We start from the raw sequence: 16,668 nt of genomic DNA, 5'->3' as shown, positions 1-16,668 counted from the left end.
CGGCAAAATGGGTGAGAGGATATGGCCGAATTTGATCTCGTGCTGCGCGGCGGGCTGATCGCCGATGGCAGCGGTGGCGATCCGCAGGTGGGCGATGTCGCGATCCGTGGCGATCGCATCGTCGCGGTGGGCGCGGTTGCCGGCCAGGGCGCGCGTGAAATTGATGTCGCCGGCCGCGTCGTGGCGCCGGGCTTCGTGGACATCCACACCCATTATGACGGGCAGGCGATCTGGTCCGATCGCTTGAATCCATCGTCCCAACATGGCGTGACCACGGTGGTCGTCGGCAATTGCGGCGTCGGCTTCGCGCCCTGCCGCCCGGGCGACCATGATCTGCTGATCAATGTGATGGAAGGCGTGGAGGATATTCCCGGCGTCGTCATGGCCGAAGGGCTCGACTGGCATTGGGAAAGCTTCCCCCAATATCTCGACGCGCTGGAGGCCCGCCCCCGCGACATCGACATCGCCGCCTACCTGCCCCACAGCCCGTTGCGCGTCTATGCGATGGGCGATCGCGGCGCCGCGCGCGAAGCGGCGAACGACGACGATCTCGCCCGGATGCGGACGATCGCCAAGCAGGCGATCGAGGCCGGGGCGCTGGGCTTCGCCACCTCGCGCACCTTCATCCACCGCACCGCCGCCGGCCAGCAGATCCCGAGCTTCGATGCATCGCAGGCCGAACTGGAAGCGGTGGCGATGGGGCTTGCCGATGCCGGCGACGGCATCATCCAGGCCGTGCTCGACGTGCCGATGCGCAGCTGGGACGATGAAATCGCCATGCTGCGCGCGGTGATCCGCAAGACCGGGCGCCCCGCCACCTTCACGCTGGCCGCGCCCAATTCCGGCCCGCGCCTGTGGGAACCGGTGCTCGCCATGCTCGACGATGCGCGCGCCGAAGGCCAGCAGCTTTCCGCGCAGGTCTTCCCGCGCCCGATCGGCATGATCGCCGGGCTGGAACTTTCGACCAACCCCTTCTCGCTCTGCCCGACATTCCAGGCGATCGCGCAATTGCCGCTTGCCGAGAAAGTGGCGCGAATGCGCGATCCCGATTTCCGCGCGAAGCTGGTCCGCGAGGCGCCGGCCGACGGTCATCCGCTGACCCAGATGGGCCGCGCGTGGGACTGGATGTTCCTGCTGACCGACGAGCCGGACTATGAACCCGCGCTCGACAAGAGCGTGTCGGCCATCGCCAAGGCGCGCGGGGTTACGCCCGAGGAGGTCGCCTATGACCTGCTGCTCGAGGATGATGGCCATGCGATGCTGCTGATCGCGCTCGGCAACTTCTTCGAAGGGCGGCTCGATGCGGTGCAGGCCATGCTCGATCACCCCAATGTCGTCGTCGGCCTGGGCGATGGCGGCGCGCATTATGGCGTGATCTGCGATGCCAGCTTCCCCACCTTCACCTTGCAGCATTGGGTGCGCGACAGGACGGGTTCGCGCATGCCGCTCGGCCAGGCGGTGAAGATGCTGGCGCACGATCCGGCCCGCACCGTCGGCCTGCACGATCGCGGCCTGATCGCGCCCGGCTACAAGGCCGACATCAACGTCATCGATCTCGATCGGCTGCGGCTGTGCAAGCCCGAGGTGCGCTATGACCTGCCCGCCGGCGGCCGCCGGCTCGATCAGCGCGCCGAAGGATATGATTTCACGATCGTTTCGGGCGCGATCATCGCTGAGCGCGATACGCCCACCTCCGCGCGCCCCGGACGCCTTGTCCGCGGCACGCAATCCGCACCCGTTCTGGAGGCCGCCGAATGAACGACATTCCTTATCTGTTGCGCGGCGTGCAGCCGATGACCACCGAAAGCTCGGTGCTGATCAGCTCGTCCAAATATCTCAACGATCCGCGCCTGCGCGAATGGGTCGCCAATATCGCGCTCAAGCGCAACGGCCCCGACATGCCCGCGCAGGCGGAAATGTATCCGCTGATCGCCCTGCTGGATGAATTGCAGGACAAACACCGGATCGAGGAGCTGTTCACGGCGGAGCGCAAGAAGAACCCGGTGATGGATGCCTGGTTCAACGAATGGTTCCTGTCGGATTATGACGCGGACTATTTCAAGCAGTTCGACGAAGGATCGCTGGGCCACATCTTCTATCGCGACGTGATCGAAAAGAATTTCGAGATCGTGATCTACGAGAAGCCGCAGGCCAAGACCCAGTTCGAATATTTCCTCTACCGCGCCGGCCAGAATCACGATCTGGAACACATCCTGACCGGCGGCGATTTCAACTATATGGGCGAACTGGTGCCGGCCTGGTTCCGCATCACCAACCAGTTCAAGCATCTGAGCCCCGAACTCGCGACCGAGGTGTCGCTAAGCTACCTGTTCGTGACGATGCGCTATTCGATCCGCACGCTGCTGCATTACCCGACCGTGTGGCAGACCTGCCAGAACGCGATCGAGCGCGGCATGAAATGCGGCCACGCATCGGGCCCGCTGTTCATGGCGAAGTACGAACCCGTCTTCCACCTGCCGCTGGCCGAGGCACGCCTCGCGCTCGACGTGCATGAGGCGGAATTCGTCGATACCACCGGCCCGTCGATGGTGTGGGCGGGGCGCGACGCCGCCTGATCCCCCCGCCGGCTAAGAGGTCCGGCAAAAGAAAAGGCCGCCCCGGTTTCTGCCGGGGCGGCCTTTTCATGTCGGGCAACCGCGATCAGCGCAGTTCGATGGTGACCCCATCGATCTTGGCACCCGCGATCGGATAGCCGAGCGGCGCGGTTTCGGGATAGCGGCCGGCGGCCGAGCCCGTGTCGAGGCCGACATCGAACGTCTCGTTGATCGAGAACATCGAAGGCGGGCTGGCCGGGATCGTGTCGCTCGCCGCCGGCGCGCCGTTGACGAGCAGGCTGAGCTTGCCGCCCTTGGCAAAACCCTTGCCGTCATAATCGAAATCGACGCGCAGCGCGTTGCGGCCTGCGGGCAGCGGCGCGCCGACAAGGTTCACGGTCTTGAGGTCGAACAGGCGGTAGGTGAAGACCGGCCGGCGCTGAGGATCGATATAGAGCGACCAGCCCGCCGCCGTGCCGCCGATAGTGGCGATCACGCCCTGCGCCTGATCGGCGACATTCACGTCCGACGAAAGCGACCAGGACCGGTTGGCCATGTGCGGAACCGCCGTTTCCGGGACGCTGATCGTGCCCTGCCGATAGGTCGCCTTGGTGCGGCCCTCGGCCAGATCGGGCAACCCCTTCTTGCTCATCGACTGGCCCTTCAGCGGCAGCACCTGATTGGCGGCGGCCTGCTGCATGAACAGCGCCTTCATTTCTTCGAGCTTCGCGGGCTGCTTGGCGGCAAGGTCATTCGCCTGCGAGAAATCGGTCCGCAGGTCGTAAAGCTCCCACTTGTCCTCCTCGAACGGCTTGTTGCCGAGGCTGAACGCCTTCCACGGCAAGCGGTTGTGGAAGGCCGACGCCATCCAGCCGTCATGGTAGATCGCACGGTGGCCGAACACCTCGAAATATTGCGTGGTGTGCCGTTCCGCCGCCTTCGCGTCGTTGAAGCTATAGGCCAGGCTGACGCCGTTCATCGGCTTCTGGGCAATGCCGTTCACTTCCGCCGGCGCCTGCAGGCCAAGAATGTCGAGGATCGTCGGCGCGATATCGTTGACGTGGCCGAACTGGCTGCGCAGGCCGCCCTTGTCGGTGATCTTCTTCGGCCAGGTGACGATCAGCGGATTGCGCGTGCCGCCAAGATGCGAAGCGACCGTCTTGGTCCACTGGAAGGGCGAATTGGTCGCCCAGGCCCAGGCCGAGTTGACGTGGGCGTAGGATTCCGCCGTGCCGATACGATCCATCCCGGCGAGCTTGCCCGCCTCCGGCTCGGGCAGGCCCTGCAGCGTGCCCATATAGTTCAGGCTGCCTTCCAGCCCGCCCTCGGCGCTCGCGCCGTTATCGCCGACGACATAGATGAACAGCGTATTGTCATACTGGCCGCTATCCTTGAGCGACTGGACCAGCCGGCCGACCTGGACATCGGTATGTTCGAGGAACGCCGCATAGGATTCCATCAGGCGCGACGCGAACTTCTTCTGGTCCGGCGTCATGCTGTCCCACGCCGGCATGCCTTCCGGGCGCGGGGTGAGCTTGGTGTTGGCGGGAATGATGCCGAGCTTCTTCTGGCGCGCGAAAACCTCCTCGCGCAGCTTGTCCCAACCCTGATCGAACTTGCCGCGATAATGTTCGATATAGGATTCCGGCACCTGGATCGGCGCGTGAATGCCGCCGGTGGCGAGGTAGAGGAAGAAGGGCCGGTCGGGCGTCACCGCTTCCTGCGACTGCAGCCACTGGATGCTGTGATCGACGAGATCGTCGGTCAGGTGATAATCCTTGCCCGGCGGGCGCATCACCGGCGTCGTGCCATCATAGAGCGTCGGTTCGAACTGGTCGGTCTCGCCGCCCTGGAAGCCGTAGAACTTGTCGAAGCCCTCGCCCGTCGGCCAGCGATCGAACGGGCCGACCTGCGACACTTCCCAATCCGGCGTCTGGTGCCACTTGCCGAACGCGGCCGTGCTGTAGCCGTTCTGCTGCAGGATCGTCGCGATGGTCGCGGTATCCTTGGTGTGGAAACCCGAATAGCCCGGCCGCGCATCGGCACCGTTCATGACCGCGCCGATGCCCGTCGCGTGCGGGTTGCGGCCGGTGAGCAGCGAGGCGCGGGTGGGCGAGCAGATCGCCGTGGTGTGGAAACGGTTGTAGCGCAGCCCATCCTTGGCCAGCGCGTCCATCGCCGGCGTGCGCGCGGCGCCACCGAAGGTGGAACCGAGGCCGAAGCCGACATCGTCGAGCAGGACCAGCACGATATTGGGCGCACCGGCAGGCGCCGTGCGCTGATATTGCGGGGTCGGCGCGGCGGGCGCGGCGCCGGTATCGGCGGCTGCGGGCAGCGACCAGGAAGCCGCCAGTGCAAGCGCCAGGGCCGAAATGGCCGTCTGGTTACGTCTTTTCTTCACAGTGCTTTTCCCCTCTCCCCGGCCCGGAGCGGCCGTTGCTTCGTACGAGACTATACAGTACCAATCATGCCAGGATGCAAGCGATAATGCGCGAGCCCGGCATTGCCCCGCCCTCTTCAGGGATAAGCAAAGCCGACGGAAAATGGCAGTTACCGGCACGGAATGCCGGCCCGATGGGCGCCGAAGGCCCATTGGGGAATGGCCGTGACGCACGGGGGACGCTATCCGCCCGGCGTGGCGGCGGAAGAACATGGACGATACGGGAGACGCATGTGGACGGGATGATCGCGATCAAGGGCGGGCAGTTCCGCATGGGATCGGACCGGCATTATCCCGAGGAAGCCCCCGCGCATGACGTGATCGTCGACGATTTCCTGATCGACGAAACCCCCGTCACCAACGCGCAGTTCGCCGCCTTCGTGGCCGCGACCGGCCATGTCACGCTGGCCGAAACGCCGCCCAACCCCGACGATTATCCGGGCATCCTGCCCGAAATGATCCGGGCCGGATCGCTGGTGTTCACGCCCCCGCCCGGCCCGATCCCGCTGCACGATCCGTTCGCCTGGTGGTCGTTCACCTTCGATGCGGACTGGCGCCGACCGCTCGGCCCCGGCAGCACCATCGACGGGATCGAGGATCATCCCGTCGTCCATATCGCTTATGCCGATGCCGTCGCTTATGCCGCATGGGCGGGCAAGCTGCTGCCCACCGAGGCGCAGTGGGAATATGCCGCGCGCGGCGGGCTGGACGGCCGCGATTATGCCTGGGGTGACGAGCTGGAAGCCGGCGGCCGGCACCATGCCAATGTGTGGCAGGGCCAGTTCCCCTGGCAGAATCTGGTGGGCGATGGCTGGGACCGGACATCGCCGGTGCGCAGCTTCGCCCCCAACGGCCACGGCCTTTACGACATGATCGGCAATGTCTGGGAATGGACGAGCGACTGGTATGTCGATCGCCATGCAGCGTCGCAATCGGCCAGCCCCTGCTGCGTGCCGCGCAACCCGCGCGGGCCGGCCGAAGCCGACAGCCATGATCCCTGCACCCCCGATCTGGCGATCGGCCGCCGCGTGCTGAAGGGCGGATCGCATCTGTGTGCGCCCAATTATTGCCAGCGTTACCGGCCAGCCGCGCGCCACCCCCAGCCGATCGACACATCGACGTCGCACGTTGGCTTCCGGTGCGTTGCGCGCTAACGGACGGCCACCGACGAGCGCCCGAGGGATGAAGCACGCGCAGATGCGACCGGAAGACGAACGGCGGCAACGGATCATCGCCGAGGCGGCGGGCCATTTCCTGCGCAACGGGTTCGAACGCACCAGCATGGATCGCATCGCCGCCAGCGCGCATGTCAGCAAGCAGGCGATCTACGAATATTTCCGCAGCAAGGACGATCTGTTCGAACAGGTGGTGCGCAGCGAACTGCGCGAAGTGCTGTCGGACGGGCTGGAACCCCAGCAGGATGTGCGATCCGCGCTGGAAACCTTTGCCGACAGCGTGATCCATGGGTTCGGATCGCCGCGCAATTACGGGCTGTTCCGCGCGAACATCATCGCCACTCGGCAATTTCCGGGCCTCGCCACCGCCCTGCACGAATATCGCCGCGGATCGAGCCGGGCGCTGGCCGATTATCTCGAACAGCTTGCCACAGCCGGCCGGATCGGCGCGTTCGAGGGCAATGCGCTTGACCTCGCGACCCGGCTGGGCGGCATGGCGGTGGAAGGTGTCCGCCACTTTCTGGGCCATGATCTGCCCGATCCGGCCGAACGGCGCGATCAGGCCCGGCTCGCCGCCGGCATCTTCCTCCACGGCTATCGCAAGGCCGATACGGCCGCGGCCGACGGCGCGGCGATCGATGCCCTTGAGCTGCCGGAAGCGACGACCAGCGGTGCGCAGCTGCGGCTCAAGCCCGAACGCTTCGCCCTGCTGTGCGATGCGGCGATAAGCGAATTCATGGCCCATGGCTTCGATCGCGCCAGCATCGACAAGGTGATCGCCGCCAGCGGCGTCGGCCGATCGACCATCTACCGGCAGTTCGGCAACAAGCAGGGCCTGTTCCGCTATGTCATCGGCCGCGAGATCGAACGGATCGCCGGCGATGCGATCGCCATCCCGCCGGGCGACGATATGGAGACGCGGCTTGCGCAGCTTGCCCGCATCGTGCTCGATCGTCATATCGACGGCCGGTCGATCCCACTCTTTCACCTGCTGATCGAGGAGGCCCAGGCATTCCCGGACCTCGCCCGCGCCTTCTATGCCGCGCATGTCGCCCGCGCCGCCCGGCCGTTCGCTGCCCTGCTGGCGGAATATGGCGCCCCGCCGCCGAGCGGGGCAATGACCCGCATCTTCCACACACTGGCCACCTTCGGCGCCCGTTACATCGCCACGCTGCGCCCGGTGGACGAGGATGAGCGCGCGCTGGTGTCGCGACAGGCGGCGAAGATCATTTGCCGGGGCGTGACGGCCTGAACGCCGCCGACGGATAAGCGCCCTTCATCAGCGGTTCGCGGTCGCGAGCGGACGCACCTTCTCCACCAGCGTCAGCAATGTCTTGCCGGGTTCTTCCACCATCAGTTCGTGGCCCGAATGTTCGAACCAGACGAGTTGCTTGGCGGGGGCATCGAGGCGCCCGAACCATTCCGCCGCCACCTCGGCCGAGACATTGACGTCGTGACGACCGAGCAGCAGGACGACGGGAACCTCCAGCCGCGCAAGCGACGACAGGTCGGTATCGAGCACCGCCGGCAGCAGGCGTTCCACCGACCGGGCCTGTGCCGTCCAGACGTTGCGCACATCATCGTCGCTATAATCGGGCGACAAGGCGACGGCGGCGCCCTCGAAGCTGGAATCGGGGCGGTTATAGGATGCCCCGCCAAATGCGTTCACCCATTTGCGCTGGAGCAGGACGGCATCCAGCGGGATGGGTGACGGCCCTTCGGCATAAGGCGCGATCGACCGGAGGTCGGCCATGGCGGCCGCGTTACCGGCATCACGCGCTTTCGCCATCGCCCAGGCCCAGCCCCGCCGCTCGCTTTCGCGCATGTCGATCGCCTGCCCGACGCCGATATAGGCATAGAGCCATTCCGGGTGGCGACGCGCGATATCGAGGCCGAGGATGCTGCCCCAGCTATGGCCGAGCAGCGCGATCCGATCCTGCCCGAGTTCGCGACGCACCCACTGGACCATGGCATCGGCGTCGCGCTGCATCTGATCGACGGTCAGCGTCGCGGCCACGGCGGCCGGGTCATTCGCGCCGTAGGTCTTGCCCGCACCGCGCTGATCCCATTGAACAACGGTGAAATATTCTTCCCAGCCGGGCGTGAAATACCAGGATGTCGGCATCGTCACCCAGCCGGGGCCGCCATGAATCACCAGCAGGACCGGGTTGCGGCGATCGCGACCGCGGATCGAACCCATTGATCGATCCCGTTGATGCGGACGCGCTCCAGCCGCTCCACGCCATTGGGGGTCACCACGCGCCGCAGGCCGGCGATGATCTTCGTCGCCTCGGCCCGGTTGCGCGGCGCGACGGCGCCCTGTTCCGCCCGCGCAAGCACCGGCGCGAACAGGATCGACGTCGACAGGCCGAGAACCCAAAGCAGCAAACGCACCACGGCACATCTCTCAAAAAATCAAAGGCGTGCCCAAGTGTCGCGCATATATGGGCCGCGACGCAATCGCCCCAGCCGTCATGCCACGCTTTTGCCCGGCAGCGCCTTCAGCCCCGCGACGATTTCGGGCAACACGGCATCGGATAGCGCGTAAGGCGTGTAGAGCGTCACGCGATCGACCAGCCCGGCGCACCGCGCGGCGATGCGGCCGGCAATTTCGCTCGGGGCACCGCGCACCGCGAAGGCATCGACGATTTCGCCGGTGATCAGGCCGGTCATCTCATCCCAGCGCCCTTCCTTGGACATGCGGTTGAGCCGGGGGCCGAGATCGTGCCAGCCATGATGTTCGAGCACGCCATAATAAGCCGGTGTCGAGCCATAGAAAGCGATCAGCTTGCGCACGGCGCGATCGGCCGCCGCGATCGCGCGATCATCCTCGCCCGTGATCGTCATGATCATCGCCGGCATGTCGAAATCGGCAAGCGTGCGGCCCGACCGGGCAAGGCCGATCTCCAGAGACGGAAGCTGCACGTCGCGCATGAAGGCGATGGTGGTGAAGGGGTGGCCGTAGAGACCGTCCGCCACCTCGCCCGCGACCTCCACCATCTTCGGGCCCAGCGCGCCCAGATAGATCTTTGGATCGGGCAGATCATTGGGGCCGGGATTGAAGGTCGGCGTCATCAGGCTGTGCCGATAATAAATGCCCCGGAAATCGAGCGGCACGCCACGCCCCCAGCAATCCCAGATCGCGCGGATCGCCAGGATCGCTTCCCGCATTTTCGCCGCCGGCGGGCCCCAGGGCATGGAAAACCGCTTTTCGATATGCGCCTGCACCTGCGATCCGAGGCCGAGAATCATGCGTCCGCGCGAATAACGCTGCAGGTTCCACGCCTGCAGCGCCAGCGTCATCGGGGATCGCGCGAAGGCGATGGCGACGCCGGTGATGAGTTCGCATCGCCGGCTATGTTCGGCCGCAAGCAGAAGCGCCATGAAAGGATCGACCGTGGTGTCGAGCGTGAAGAGGCCATCGAAGCCCATCTCTTCCATCAGGGCCGCGCGCCCGGCGATATCGGCAAGATCGCCGGAATAAAGATTGTCGCCGCCCTTGAAGATCGCGCCATCAACCTTGAGTCGCGCCATCAGCTCTTCCCCTTGATATTCGGCATCTGCTTGTGCCGATCTTTCGGTGCGTACAATTTATCTGAAACTGGCCCGGCGCAAACCATATCGCGCAACACACCCGCTCGTGACGCGAAATCCGTCAAAAACCATCATTTTGCGTAATGAATATACATGATCGATACGCAATGTCCCAAGATGGAACAGATATTTTCCCGCACCATGCAAGTTCATATCAATAGCGTGACAACGAATAAGGTTGTAGGGCGGGCTTAGCGAGAAATCGCTCAAGACATATAGTGACCGACCCCGGGAGCGTAGAATGACGAATGACTTGAACCGGGCATTGGTGGAGATCACGGCCGATATCGTGTCGGCGCATGTTTCCAACAATGTCGTCAGCAACAGTGACGTGCCTCACCTGATCCAGACTGTGCATGACGCGCTGTCGAAATTATCCAATGGCACCGCCGCCGCAACGGAAACCGAAGCATCGGAAAAGCCGACGGCCGCCGTGGGCATTCGCAAGTCCACCGCGAATCCCGAATTCATCCTGAGCATGATCGACGGCAAGCCCTATAAGAGCCTGAAGCGCCATATCGGCCGCCACGGCTACACGCCGGAAAGCTATCGCGAGGCGTTCGGCCTGCCGGCCAACTACCCGCTGGTGGCACCGTCCTATAGCGAGCATCGCCGCGCCGTCGCCAAGCAGTTCGGCCTCGGCCGCAAGAAGAGCGACGACACCGCCGCCGCCAAGCCGGTCCGCAAGCCGCGCAAGGCCGGCGTCTGATCGACCGCACCCTCCCCGGGGCGTGGGGCTTCGGGGAGGTTCGGGCGAACCAACGGTCCGCCCGATATTCGCCCAGAGCGATTTCGAAACTGTTGCTCTGGAGCGTTTTCCAAGCAGGTGGAATCACCTGCTGACTCGGAAAACGCGCCAAACTAAAAGTTTAGAGCATTCGAGCCGACGCAGTCGGATCGGAAACGGCTCTAGCGCCGCGCTGGCGGATCGCGCGTGATGCGCACCTCTTCAATATCGCCACCATAGACGAACGGCGCCTTGTAACCGCGCGCCGCCGGCGTGCCGCAGGTGCGCCCGACGCAGAGCGCGCCGAGATAGGAAGGCAGCGCCACCCGCGCGATCGGCGTTTCGCCGACGACCGCGCCATCCACCGACAGACGACCGCGCGCGGCGGCGCCCTGCCCCGTCAGTTCGAACGCGATATCGTGCGCGCCCGGAGCAAGCGGTGCATTGCTGCGGATTTCATCCCAATGGCGGCCGCCGACATTGTTCTGGTAGACCAGCCGGCCGCCTTCGACGAACAAGGCGAACCCGCCTTCGCGCGCACCATTGGCGACGATCGTGCCATCCGCGCCGCCCGCCGGCACGGTGATCCGCGCGGTGATGCGATGCGGGCCGAAGAGCAGCGGCGCTCCGGTGAGCGAAGGGATCGGCGCGCCATCGCGGTGGAAGGTGAAACTGGTCCGCCCGGCCTCCAGCGAAGGCTTGCTGGTATCGAAACCGATATTGGTGACCATCGGCAGCACATCATTGCGCTGCGCCTCGCTGAGGAACAGGGCCTTCAGCTCCTCCACCCGCGCCGGATATTTGGCGGCCAGATCCACTGCCTGCGAAAAGTCCCGCGTGAGATCATAGAGTTCCCACTTGTCGTCCTCGACCGAAAGCGCGCGGCCGGTACGCTGCCAGGGGAAACTGTGCCGCGCGCTCGCGATCCAGCCATCGCGATAGATGGCACGATTGCCGAACATCTCGAAATATTGGGTGCGGTGCGCCGGCGTGACGGCCTTGCCGCCCAGGGTGGTCGCGAAACTCACGCCGTCGATGCTTTTCTGCGCAACCCCATCCACCGCCGCAGGGGGCGCAATGCCCACCGCATCATAAATGGTCGGCGCGATATCGACGACATGGGCGAATTGCGGCCGCAGCGCCCCCCGATCCGTGATCCGCGCCGGCCAGGATATGACCATCGGATTACGCGTACCGCCGAAATGCGACGCGACCTGCTTCATCCACTGGAAAGGCGCGTTGGTTGCCCAGGCCCATGGCGCGGCAAAATGATTGTCGAGCGCATCGCTGCCAAGCTGATCGGCCCGCGCGAGCTGCGTCGCCACATCGGCCGCGCCGAAACCGTAGAAGATGTCGGCAAGATTATGGTCCGAACCGTCCATGCCGCCTTCGGCCGAGGCGCCATTGTCGCCCATGATATAGATCACCATCACATTGTCGCCGCCGGGCGCCTTGCGCGCCGCATCGACGACGCGGCCGATTTCATGGTCGGTATGCGCTAGGAAGGCGGCATAGACCTCCATCTGGCGGGCGGCGAGGCGCTTCTGGTCGGGCGTGCGGCTGTCCCACGACGGCAGTTCCGCCGGACGCGGGGTGAGCTTCGCATCGGCCGGCACCACGCCCAGCTTCTTCTGGCGGGCAAAGATCTCCTCGCGCAGCTTGTCCCACCCCTGATCGAACCGGCCGCGATATTTATCGATCCATTCGCGCGGCACCTGGTGCGGCGCATGCGTCGCCCCCGGCGCGAAATAGAGGAAATAGGGCTTGTCCGGCGCCAGCGACTGATGCGTGTGGATCCAGCCCGTCGCATCATCGGCAATGTCGGTGGTGAAATGATAGCCGGGCTTGTCCGGCGTCGGCGCGATCGCCGTGTTGCGGTAGAGGATCGGCGCCCACTGATCGGCCTCCCCCGCCATGAAGCCATAGAAATATTCGAAGCCAAGCCCCGTCGGCCAGCGATCGAACGGGCCGACCGGGCTGGCTTCCCAATTGGGCGTGTTATGCCATTTGCCGAACGCCGCCGTGCTATAGCCGTTGCGGCGCAGGACATCGGCCATCGAGGCGGTCGATTTCGGCCAGATGCCGTTATAGCCGGGCTGGGCGACCTCGCTGCCCGAAGCGATGGCGAAATTGACGCGATGCTGGTTGCGCCCGGTGAGCAGCGCCGCGCGCGTCGGCGAGCAGACGGAGGTGGTGTGGAACTGGTTGAAACGCAGCCCTTCGCCCGACAGGCGATCGAAGACCGGGGTGGCGACGGGCCCGCCAAAGGCGCCGGGCGCGCCGAAGCCGACATCGTCGAGCAGGATCAGGATGATATTGGGCGCGCCGCGCGGCGCTTCCGCCGGCCGCTGCCATGGGTCCGCCGCCGGAGCGGACGCGGGCGCCGCGACCACGGGCTCCGCACCTGCCATGCCCACCATCAAACCGATCAAAGCGGCGCCGCGCCATGCCCCGTTACGCATCCACTCTCTCCCTTTTCCCGTTTATAAGTGTTATCACTTAAATATGGAGTCAAGCGTGACCGGTGGCGATCGGGACAAATCGGCGGCGAAAGGGCCGGCCATCAAGGCATCGCGCCGTGGCGCGACGCGCGATCGGCTGATCGCGGCAGGCGAGGCGATGATCGGCCAGCGCGGCATCGACGGTGTATCGCTGGAGGAGATTGCCCGCGCGGCCGGCCAGGCGAACAAATATGCCGTGCAATATCATTTCGGCAGCCGCGAAGGGCTGATCCAGGCGATCCTCGACACGCGCATCGCCGCGATCGAGGTGGAACGCCACGCGCTGCTCGCCAGCATGGACCCCACGGACGTCCACGCCATCATCGGCGCGTTCGTCCGGCCGCTGGCCCATCAGGTCGACGCCGAAGGCCAGTGCGCCTTTGCCCGCTTCCTGCTGCAGTTCGCCACGCAGTTCCAACCCTGGCCCGATATCGTCCATCCCTTGAGCGAGGCCAGTGGCGACGCTGCTTCGCTGGCGCTGTTCGAAGCCCTGTGCGCCGCGCTTCCCCAGCATGCCCCGCGGCTTCTGGGCGAACGGCTGATGCTGCTGATGCACCTGCCGCTGCGTGCGCTGCTGCCGGGGCCGGACAAGCAACAGGCGGACCCGGCCGAGCGCCTGGATGATGTTATCGCGATGATGGTGGCGGCGCTGACGGCACCGTCCCGCTGACGAGCGCCACATATATAACCGCAACGCCGGCGCGCGATGCCCTCAGCGCCAGAAGGGTTTCGTCTCCAGCAAATGCTGCTGCGCGCGGGAAGCGGCGCGGACAAGCTCGGCCCGGCGCTTGCCATCGACGGGATCGGCGCGATCGACAATGCCAAGCCGGACCAGAAGGCCGGCCGCCGACGCCATGTCGTTCAACCGTCCAAGGCTGTCCTGCATCTCCTCCAGCGCGGCAACGAAGCTTTCATATCGTTTCGCCGCCTTCTTTGCCGTGAAGAGCGGTCCGAAATATTCGCTGGCATAACGCAGTTTCTTGGCGGCGATCCGCACCCGATGGCGCGCATCGTCATCGAGATGGTTGAGCTTGCCCGCACGCTTGATCCGTCGCCGCAGGCGATCGAGCGCATCGGCCGCCACCTCGACAAGCGGCGCCGTCACCGATGCGGGATCGGCCGGCGCGCGACGCCAGTCGCCGATCGCGATCCATTCGGCCAGATCGATCATCAACCCGCGCGCACGCGGCGATTCGAGCGCGGCCAGCGCTGTCGCATAAGCCGCGTCACGCGCATCGACGAGCCCCGGCCGAAGCGCAACATGGTCGCCATCCTCGATCAGCACGTCGAGCGCACGGGCGGTGCCCAGTTCGCCGGCCAGCCAGCGCAGTTCATTTTTCAGGAAATCGCCCTGCCCATCGCCCAGCATGTCGCGAAACATGACGATCGTGGATCGCAGGCGCCGGAGCGCGACCCGCGCCTGATGGAGCGCGCCGGCATGGGGGCGTTCCATCAGCAGGCTTTCGTTGAGCCGGAACTGACGCAGGCACGCCGACGCTATCGCCGCAAAGCCTTCCGCCGCGCTTGCATCCACCGCCAGCCCGGGAAGCTCGGCGCGAGCAGGATCACCGGCGGCGCGCTCCGTCAACCGATAGGCGCGCTCGGCCTTGCTGAGAATGCCGCAGCGGACGGCGGCAATCTCGTTCATCCGCCGGGCGAGATCGAACAAGGCCGCCGGCTCGCCCTGGCACAGTTCCAGCTCGATTTCGGCAAAGCTCTCCACGCCATCGGGCGTGACCGCGCGGCCATGGTCGATCGCGACTTCGATCACCGCACCGGCATGGCCGACGATGCTGGTCCGCCGCTCGACCTCGATCTCGAAGACCGCCGCGATCCGCTCCCGATCGGCACTGCCGAGCACCGCGTGCAGCGGCACCTTATCATCGATCACCGGTTCGGTTCCGGCCACCTCGCGCCGCCATTCCTGCCGGGCGAACAGCCCCGCCGCCGCGCCGCCCGTCACCTTGAGCGTCTGGACATGGCGGCCGTCTTCCCGACGGATGCGAAAGGACAGTCCCGCGCCGCGAAGCGCCTGTTCAGGCGTATCGAAATAGATCGCCGCCAGCCGATCGACGCGCGCTGGCACGGCCGCCAGCAAGGGCGAACACCGGATCGCTTCGGCCGCAGCGGCCGTCACGTCCAGCTTCAGCTCGATCTCATCCTGTTTCGCCACCCCGCCTCCGCATTCGGAAACATGCATGCCATCGATAATGGCAGCCAATTATCATCGCAACGTCAAGCCGTGAACGCATCTGTCCAGTCGCTGCCGTGCAATGTTACGGCGGTGATGCCGCAGATTAACTATGCCAGATGGAAAGCCATAGTATTACACCCAATTATTCGCTAGATAGTAAGCAGATATCGACCAGCAAAGTCGAATCCCTGCAGCATCGGTAGCGGAGAATGGCATGGCCGACGATCGGAACGCAGCGCTCATCGAACTCACCGCAGATATCGTTTCAGCGCATCTTTCGAACAACAATGTCGCCGCCGGCGATGTGCCGGTGCTGATCCGATCGGTGCACGATGCGCTGGTGAAGGCCGCTGGCGGAACCGGCGCCGCCGAAGCCGCGCAGGCCGACAAGCCCGTCGCCATGGTCGGCGTCCGCAAGTCGCTGTCCAATCCCGAGCATATTGTCAGCCTGATCGACGGCAAGCCGTATAAGAGCCTGAAGCGCCACATCACGCGTCACGGCTATACGCCGGAAAGCTATCGCGAGGCCTTTGGCCTGCCGGCCACCTATCCGATGGTGGCCCCGGCCTATAGCGAACGCCGCCGGGCGGTTGCCAAGGAACTCGGGCTGGGCCGGAAGAAGGGCGAACGGCCCGCCGCGAAGCCGGCCCCGCGCACACGCGGAAGCAAGGCCGCGCAGTAAAACGCGTTCAGCGTCCTATTGATCAGCGTTCGATCAGGCCTGCCACCCACGCGTGGCGGGCCTGCCAGCCGCGACGTTCCAGTTCGGGGATTGCGGACGGCGCCTCGGGATAGCCGACGCATAGCAAGGCGATGAAGTGCCAGTCGGGCGGCACGGCCAGCAATTCCGTCATCGCCGCCGGGTCGACGATCGACACCCAGCCGATGCCGATGCCGCGGGCACGGGCGGCAAGCCACAATGTGTGGATCGCCATCACCGTCGAATAACGCAGCGCCTCGGGCATCGTCTGGATACCCAGGCCGTGCCCGGCATCGGGTGATTCGTCCGAAAAGACGGCCAGGATCTCGGGCGCCTCGCGCAGCCCATGGAGCTTGAGCGAGCGATAGAGCGCCCGGCGTCCATCGTCCCCGTAGCGCGCGCCCGCCTGCTCCACCTCGTCATCGACATGCTTGGCCAGGACGCTCCGTAGCTCCGGCGTACGCAGGCGAACGAAACGCCATGGCTGGGCATTGCCGACCGATGGCGCCAGCGCGGCGAGGCGCAGCAGATCGTCCAACGCCGCATCGGGCAGCGGATCACTACGGAAATGCCGAACGTCGCGCCGCCAGGCGAGGAGGTCGGCCAGTTCCTGCTGGAACTGATCGTCGAATTCCGGCGCACCGGCTGCCACGTCACGGTCCGCCATCAGCGGCACCCCGCGATCATGTCAGCGTTCCATGCCGACGGCGTAGGCAACAGCACAGGCAAGGCGATTCGCGGCGGGGTGAAACGCGTGAACAACGGATGGGAATCATGCGCGC

General features: G+C 65.4%; 14 protein-coding genes. 7 read left to right on the top strand and 7 right to left on the bottom strand.

The genetic code is table 11. The features are described 5' to 3' along the window. Positions 1-21: 21 nt before the first annotated feature. Both CHB74_RS11755 and CHB74_RS11750 read left to right on the top strand, forming a co-directional pair. Positions 22-1,758: an N-acyl-D-amino-acid deacylase family protein gene (locus tag CHB74_RS11755; protein WP_089219832.1), complete on the top strand. Its 1,737-nt coding sequence runs from the start codon at positions 22-24 to the stop codon at positions 1,756-1,758. After that, positions 1,755-2,576: a hypothetical protein gene (locus CHB74_RS11750; RefSeq protein ID WP_089219831.1), complete on the top strand. Its 822-nt coding sequence runs from the start codon at positions 1,755-1,757 to the stop codon at positions 2,574-2,576. Before CHB74_RS11755 ends, CHB74_RS11750 begins: the two co-directional genes overlap by 4 nt. Before the next feature lie 85 nt (positions 2,577-2,661). Here CHB74_RS11750 and CHB74_RS11745 read toward each other — a convergent pair whose 3' ends face one another. Next, the gene (locus tag CHB74_RS11745; protein WP_245842856.1) at positions 2,662-4,956 is read right to left on the bottom strand and encodes an arylsulfatase; all 2,295 of its coding nucleotides are present in this window, start codon (positions 4,954-4,956) and stop codon (positions 2,662-2,664) included. A gap of 281 nt (positions 4,957-5,237) precedes the next feature. Between CHB74_RS11745 and CHB74_RS11740 the strand changes: the two genes are divergently transcribed. Both CHB74_RS11740 and CHB74_RS11735 read left to right on the top strand, forming a co-directional pair. Beyond that, on the top strand, positions 5,238-6,149 hold the full coding sequence (locus CHB74_RS11740) for a formylglycine-generating enzyme family protein (protein ID WP_089219829.1): 912 nt from the start codon (positions 5,238-5,240) through the stop codon (positions 6,147-6,149). A gap of 28 nt (positions 6,150-6,177) precedes the next feature. Continuing rightward, the gene (locus CHB74_RS11735) at positions 6,178-7,422 is read left to right on the top strand and encodes a TetR/AcrR family transcriptional regulator (protein WP_089219828.1); all 1,245 of its coding nucleotides are present in this window, start codon (positions 6,178-6,180) and stop codon (positions 7,420-7,422) included. Between the two features lie 27 nt (positions 7,423-7,449). On the opposite strand, the gene CHB74_RS11730 is transcribed toward CHB74_RS11735, so the two are convergent. From CHB74_RS11730 to CHB74_RS11725, 3 genes are all read right to left on the bottom strand, one after another. After that, positions 7,450-8,370, bottom strand: a complete 921-nt coding sequence (locus tag CHB74_RS11730; protein WP_218821426.1) for an alpha/beta fold hydrolase — start codon at positions 8,368-8,370, stop codon at positions 7,450-7,452. Next, positions 8,322-8,564 (bottom strand): hypothetical protein, encoded by a 243-nt coding sequence (locus tag CHB74_RS22245; RefSeq protein ID WP_218821425.1) that lies wholly within the window; start codon positions 8,562-8,564, stop codon positions 8,322-8,324. The genes CHB74_RS11730 and CHB74_RS22245 overlap by 49 nt, the downstream gene beginning before the upstream one ends. A gap of 78 nt (positions 8,565-8,642) precedes the next feature. Next, positions 8,643-9,704 (bottom strand): TIGR03617 family F420-dependent LLM class oxidoreductase, encoded by a 1,062-nt coding sequence (locus tag CHB74_RS11725; protein WP_089219827.1) that lies wholly within the window; start codon positions 9,702-9,704, stop codon positions 8,643-8,645. A gap of 301 nt (positions 9,705-10,005) precedes the next feature. On the opposite strand from CHB74_RS11725, the gene CHB74_RS11720 reads away from it, so the two are divergent. After that, a complete protein-coding gene (locus CHB74_RS11720) occupies positions 10,006-10,473 on the top strand; it encodes a Ros/MucR family transcriptional regulator (protein ID WP_089219826.1) in 468 nt (155 codons plus the stop codon). A gap of 200 nt (positions 10,474-10,673) precedes the next feature. Here the strand turns inward: CHB74_RS11720 and CHB74_RS11715 are convergent, their stop codons facing one another. Next, positions 10,674-12,953: a sulfatase-like hydrolase/transferase gene (locus CHB74_RS11715; RefSeq protein WP_089219825.1), complete on the bottom strand. Its 2,280-nt coding sequence runs from the start codon at positions 12,951-12,953 to the stop codon at positions 10,674-10,676. A gap of 55 nt (positions 12,954-13,008) precedes the next feature. On the opposite strand from CHB74_RS11715, the gene CHB74_RS11710 reads away from it, so the two are divergent. After that, a complete protein-coding gene (locus CHB74_RS11710; RefSeq protein ID WP_179220818.1) occupies positions 13,009-13,662 on the top strand; it encodes a TetR/AcrR family transcriptional regulator in 654 nt (217 codons plus the stop codon). A gap of 42 nt (positions 13,663-13,704) precedes the next feature. Here the strand turns inward: CHB74_RS11710 and CHB74_RS11705 are convergent, their stop codons facing one another. Next, positions 13,705-15,165, bottom strand: coding sequence for a CYTH and CHAD domain-containing protein (locus CHB74_RS11705; protein ID WP_179220817.1), 1,461 nt, complete (start codon positions 15,163-15,165; stop codon positions 13,705-13,707). A gap of 235 nt (positions 15,166-15,400) precedes the next feature. Between CHB74_RS11705 and CHB74_RS11700 the strand changes: the two genes are divergently transcribed. Further along, on the top strand, positions 15,401-15,868 hold the full coding sequence (locus tag CHB74_RS11700; protein ID WP_089219823.1) for a Ros/MucR family transcriptional regulator: 468 nt from the start codon (positions 15,401-15,403) through the stop codon (positions 15,866-15,868). A gap of 22 nt (positions 15,869-15,890) precedes the next feature. Here the strand turns inward: CHB74_RS11700 and bluB are convergent, their stop codons facing one another. Beyond that, on the bottom strand, positions 15,891-16,553 hold the full coding sequence (bluB, locus tag CHB74_RS11695) for a 5,6-dimethylbenzimidazole synthase (RefSeq protein WP_089219822.1): 663 nt from the start codon (positions 16,551-16,553) through the stop codon (positions 15,891-15,893). Positions 16,554-16,668 lie beyond the last annotated feature (115 nt).

The sequence above is a fragment of the Edaphosphingomonas laterariae genome (assembly GCF_900188165.1).
Classification (GTDB): Bacteria; Pseudomonadota; Alphaproteobacteria; order Sphingomonadales; family Sphingomonadaceae; genus Sphingomonas_E; species Sphingomonas_E laterariae.
Note: the sequence above shows the minus strand (reverse complement) of the source record. Positions and strands in the feature narration are given on the sequence as shown.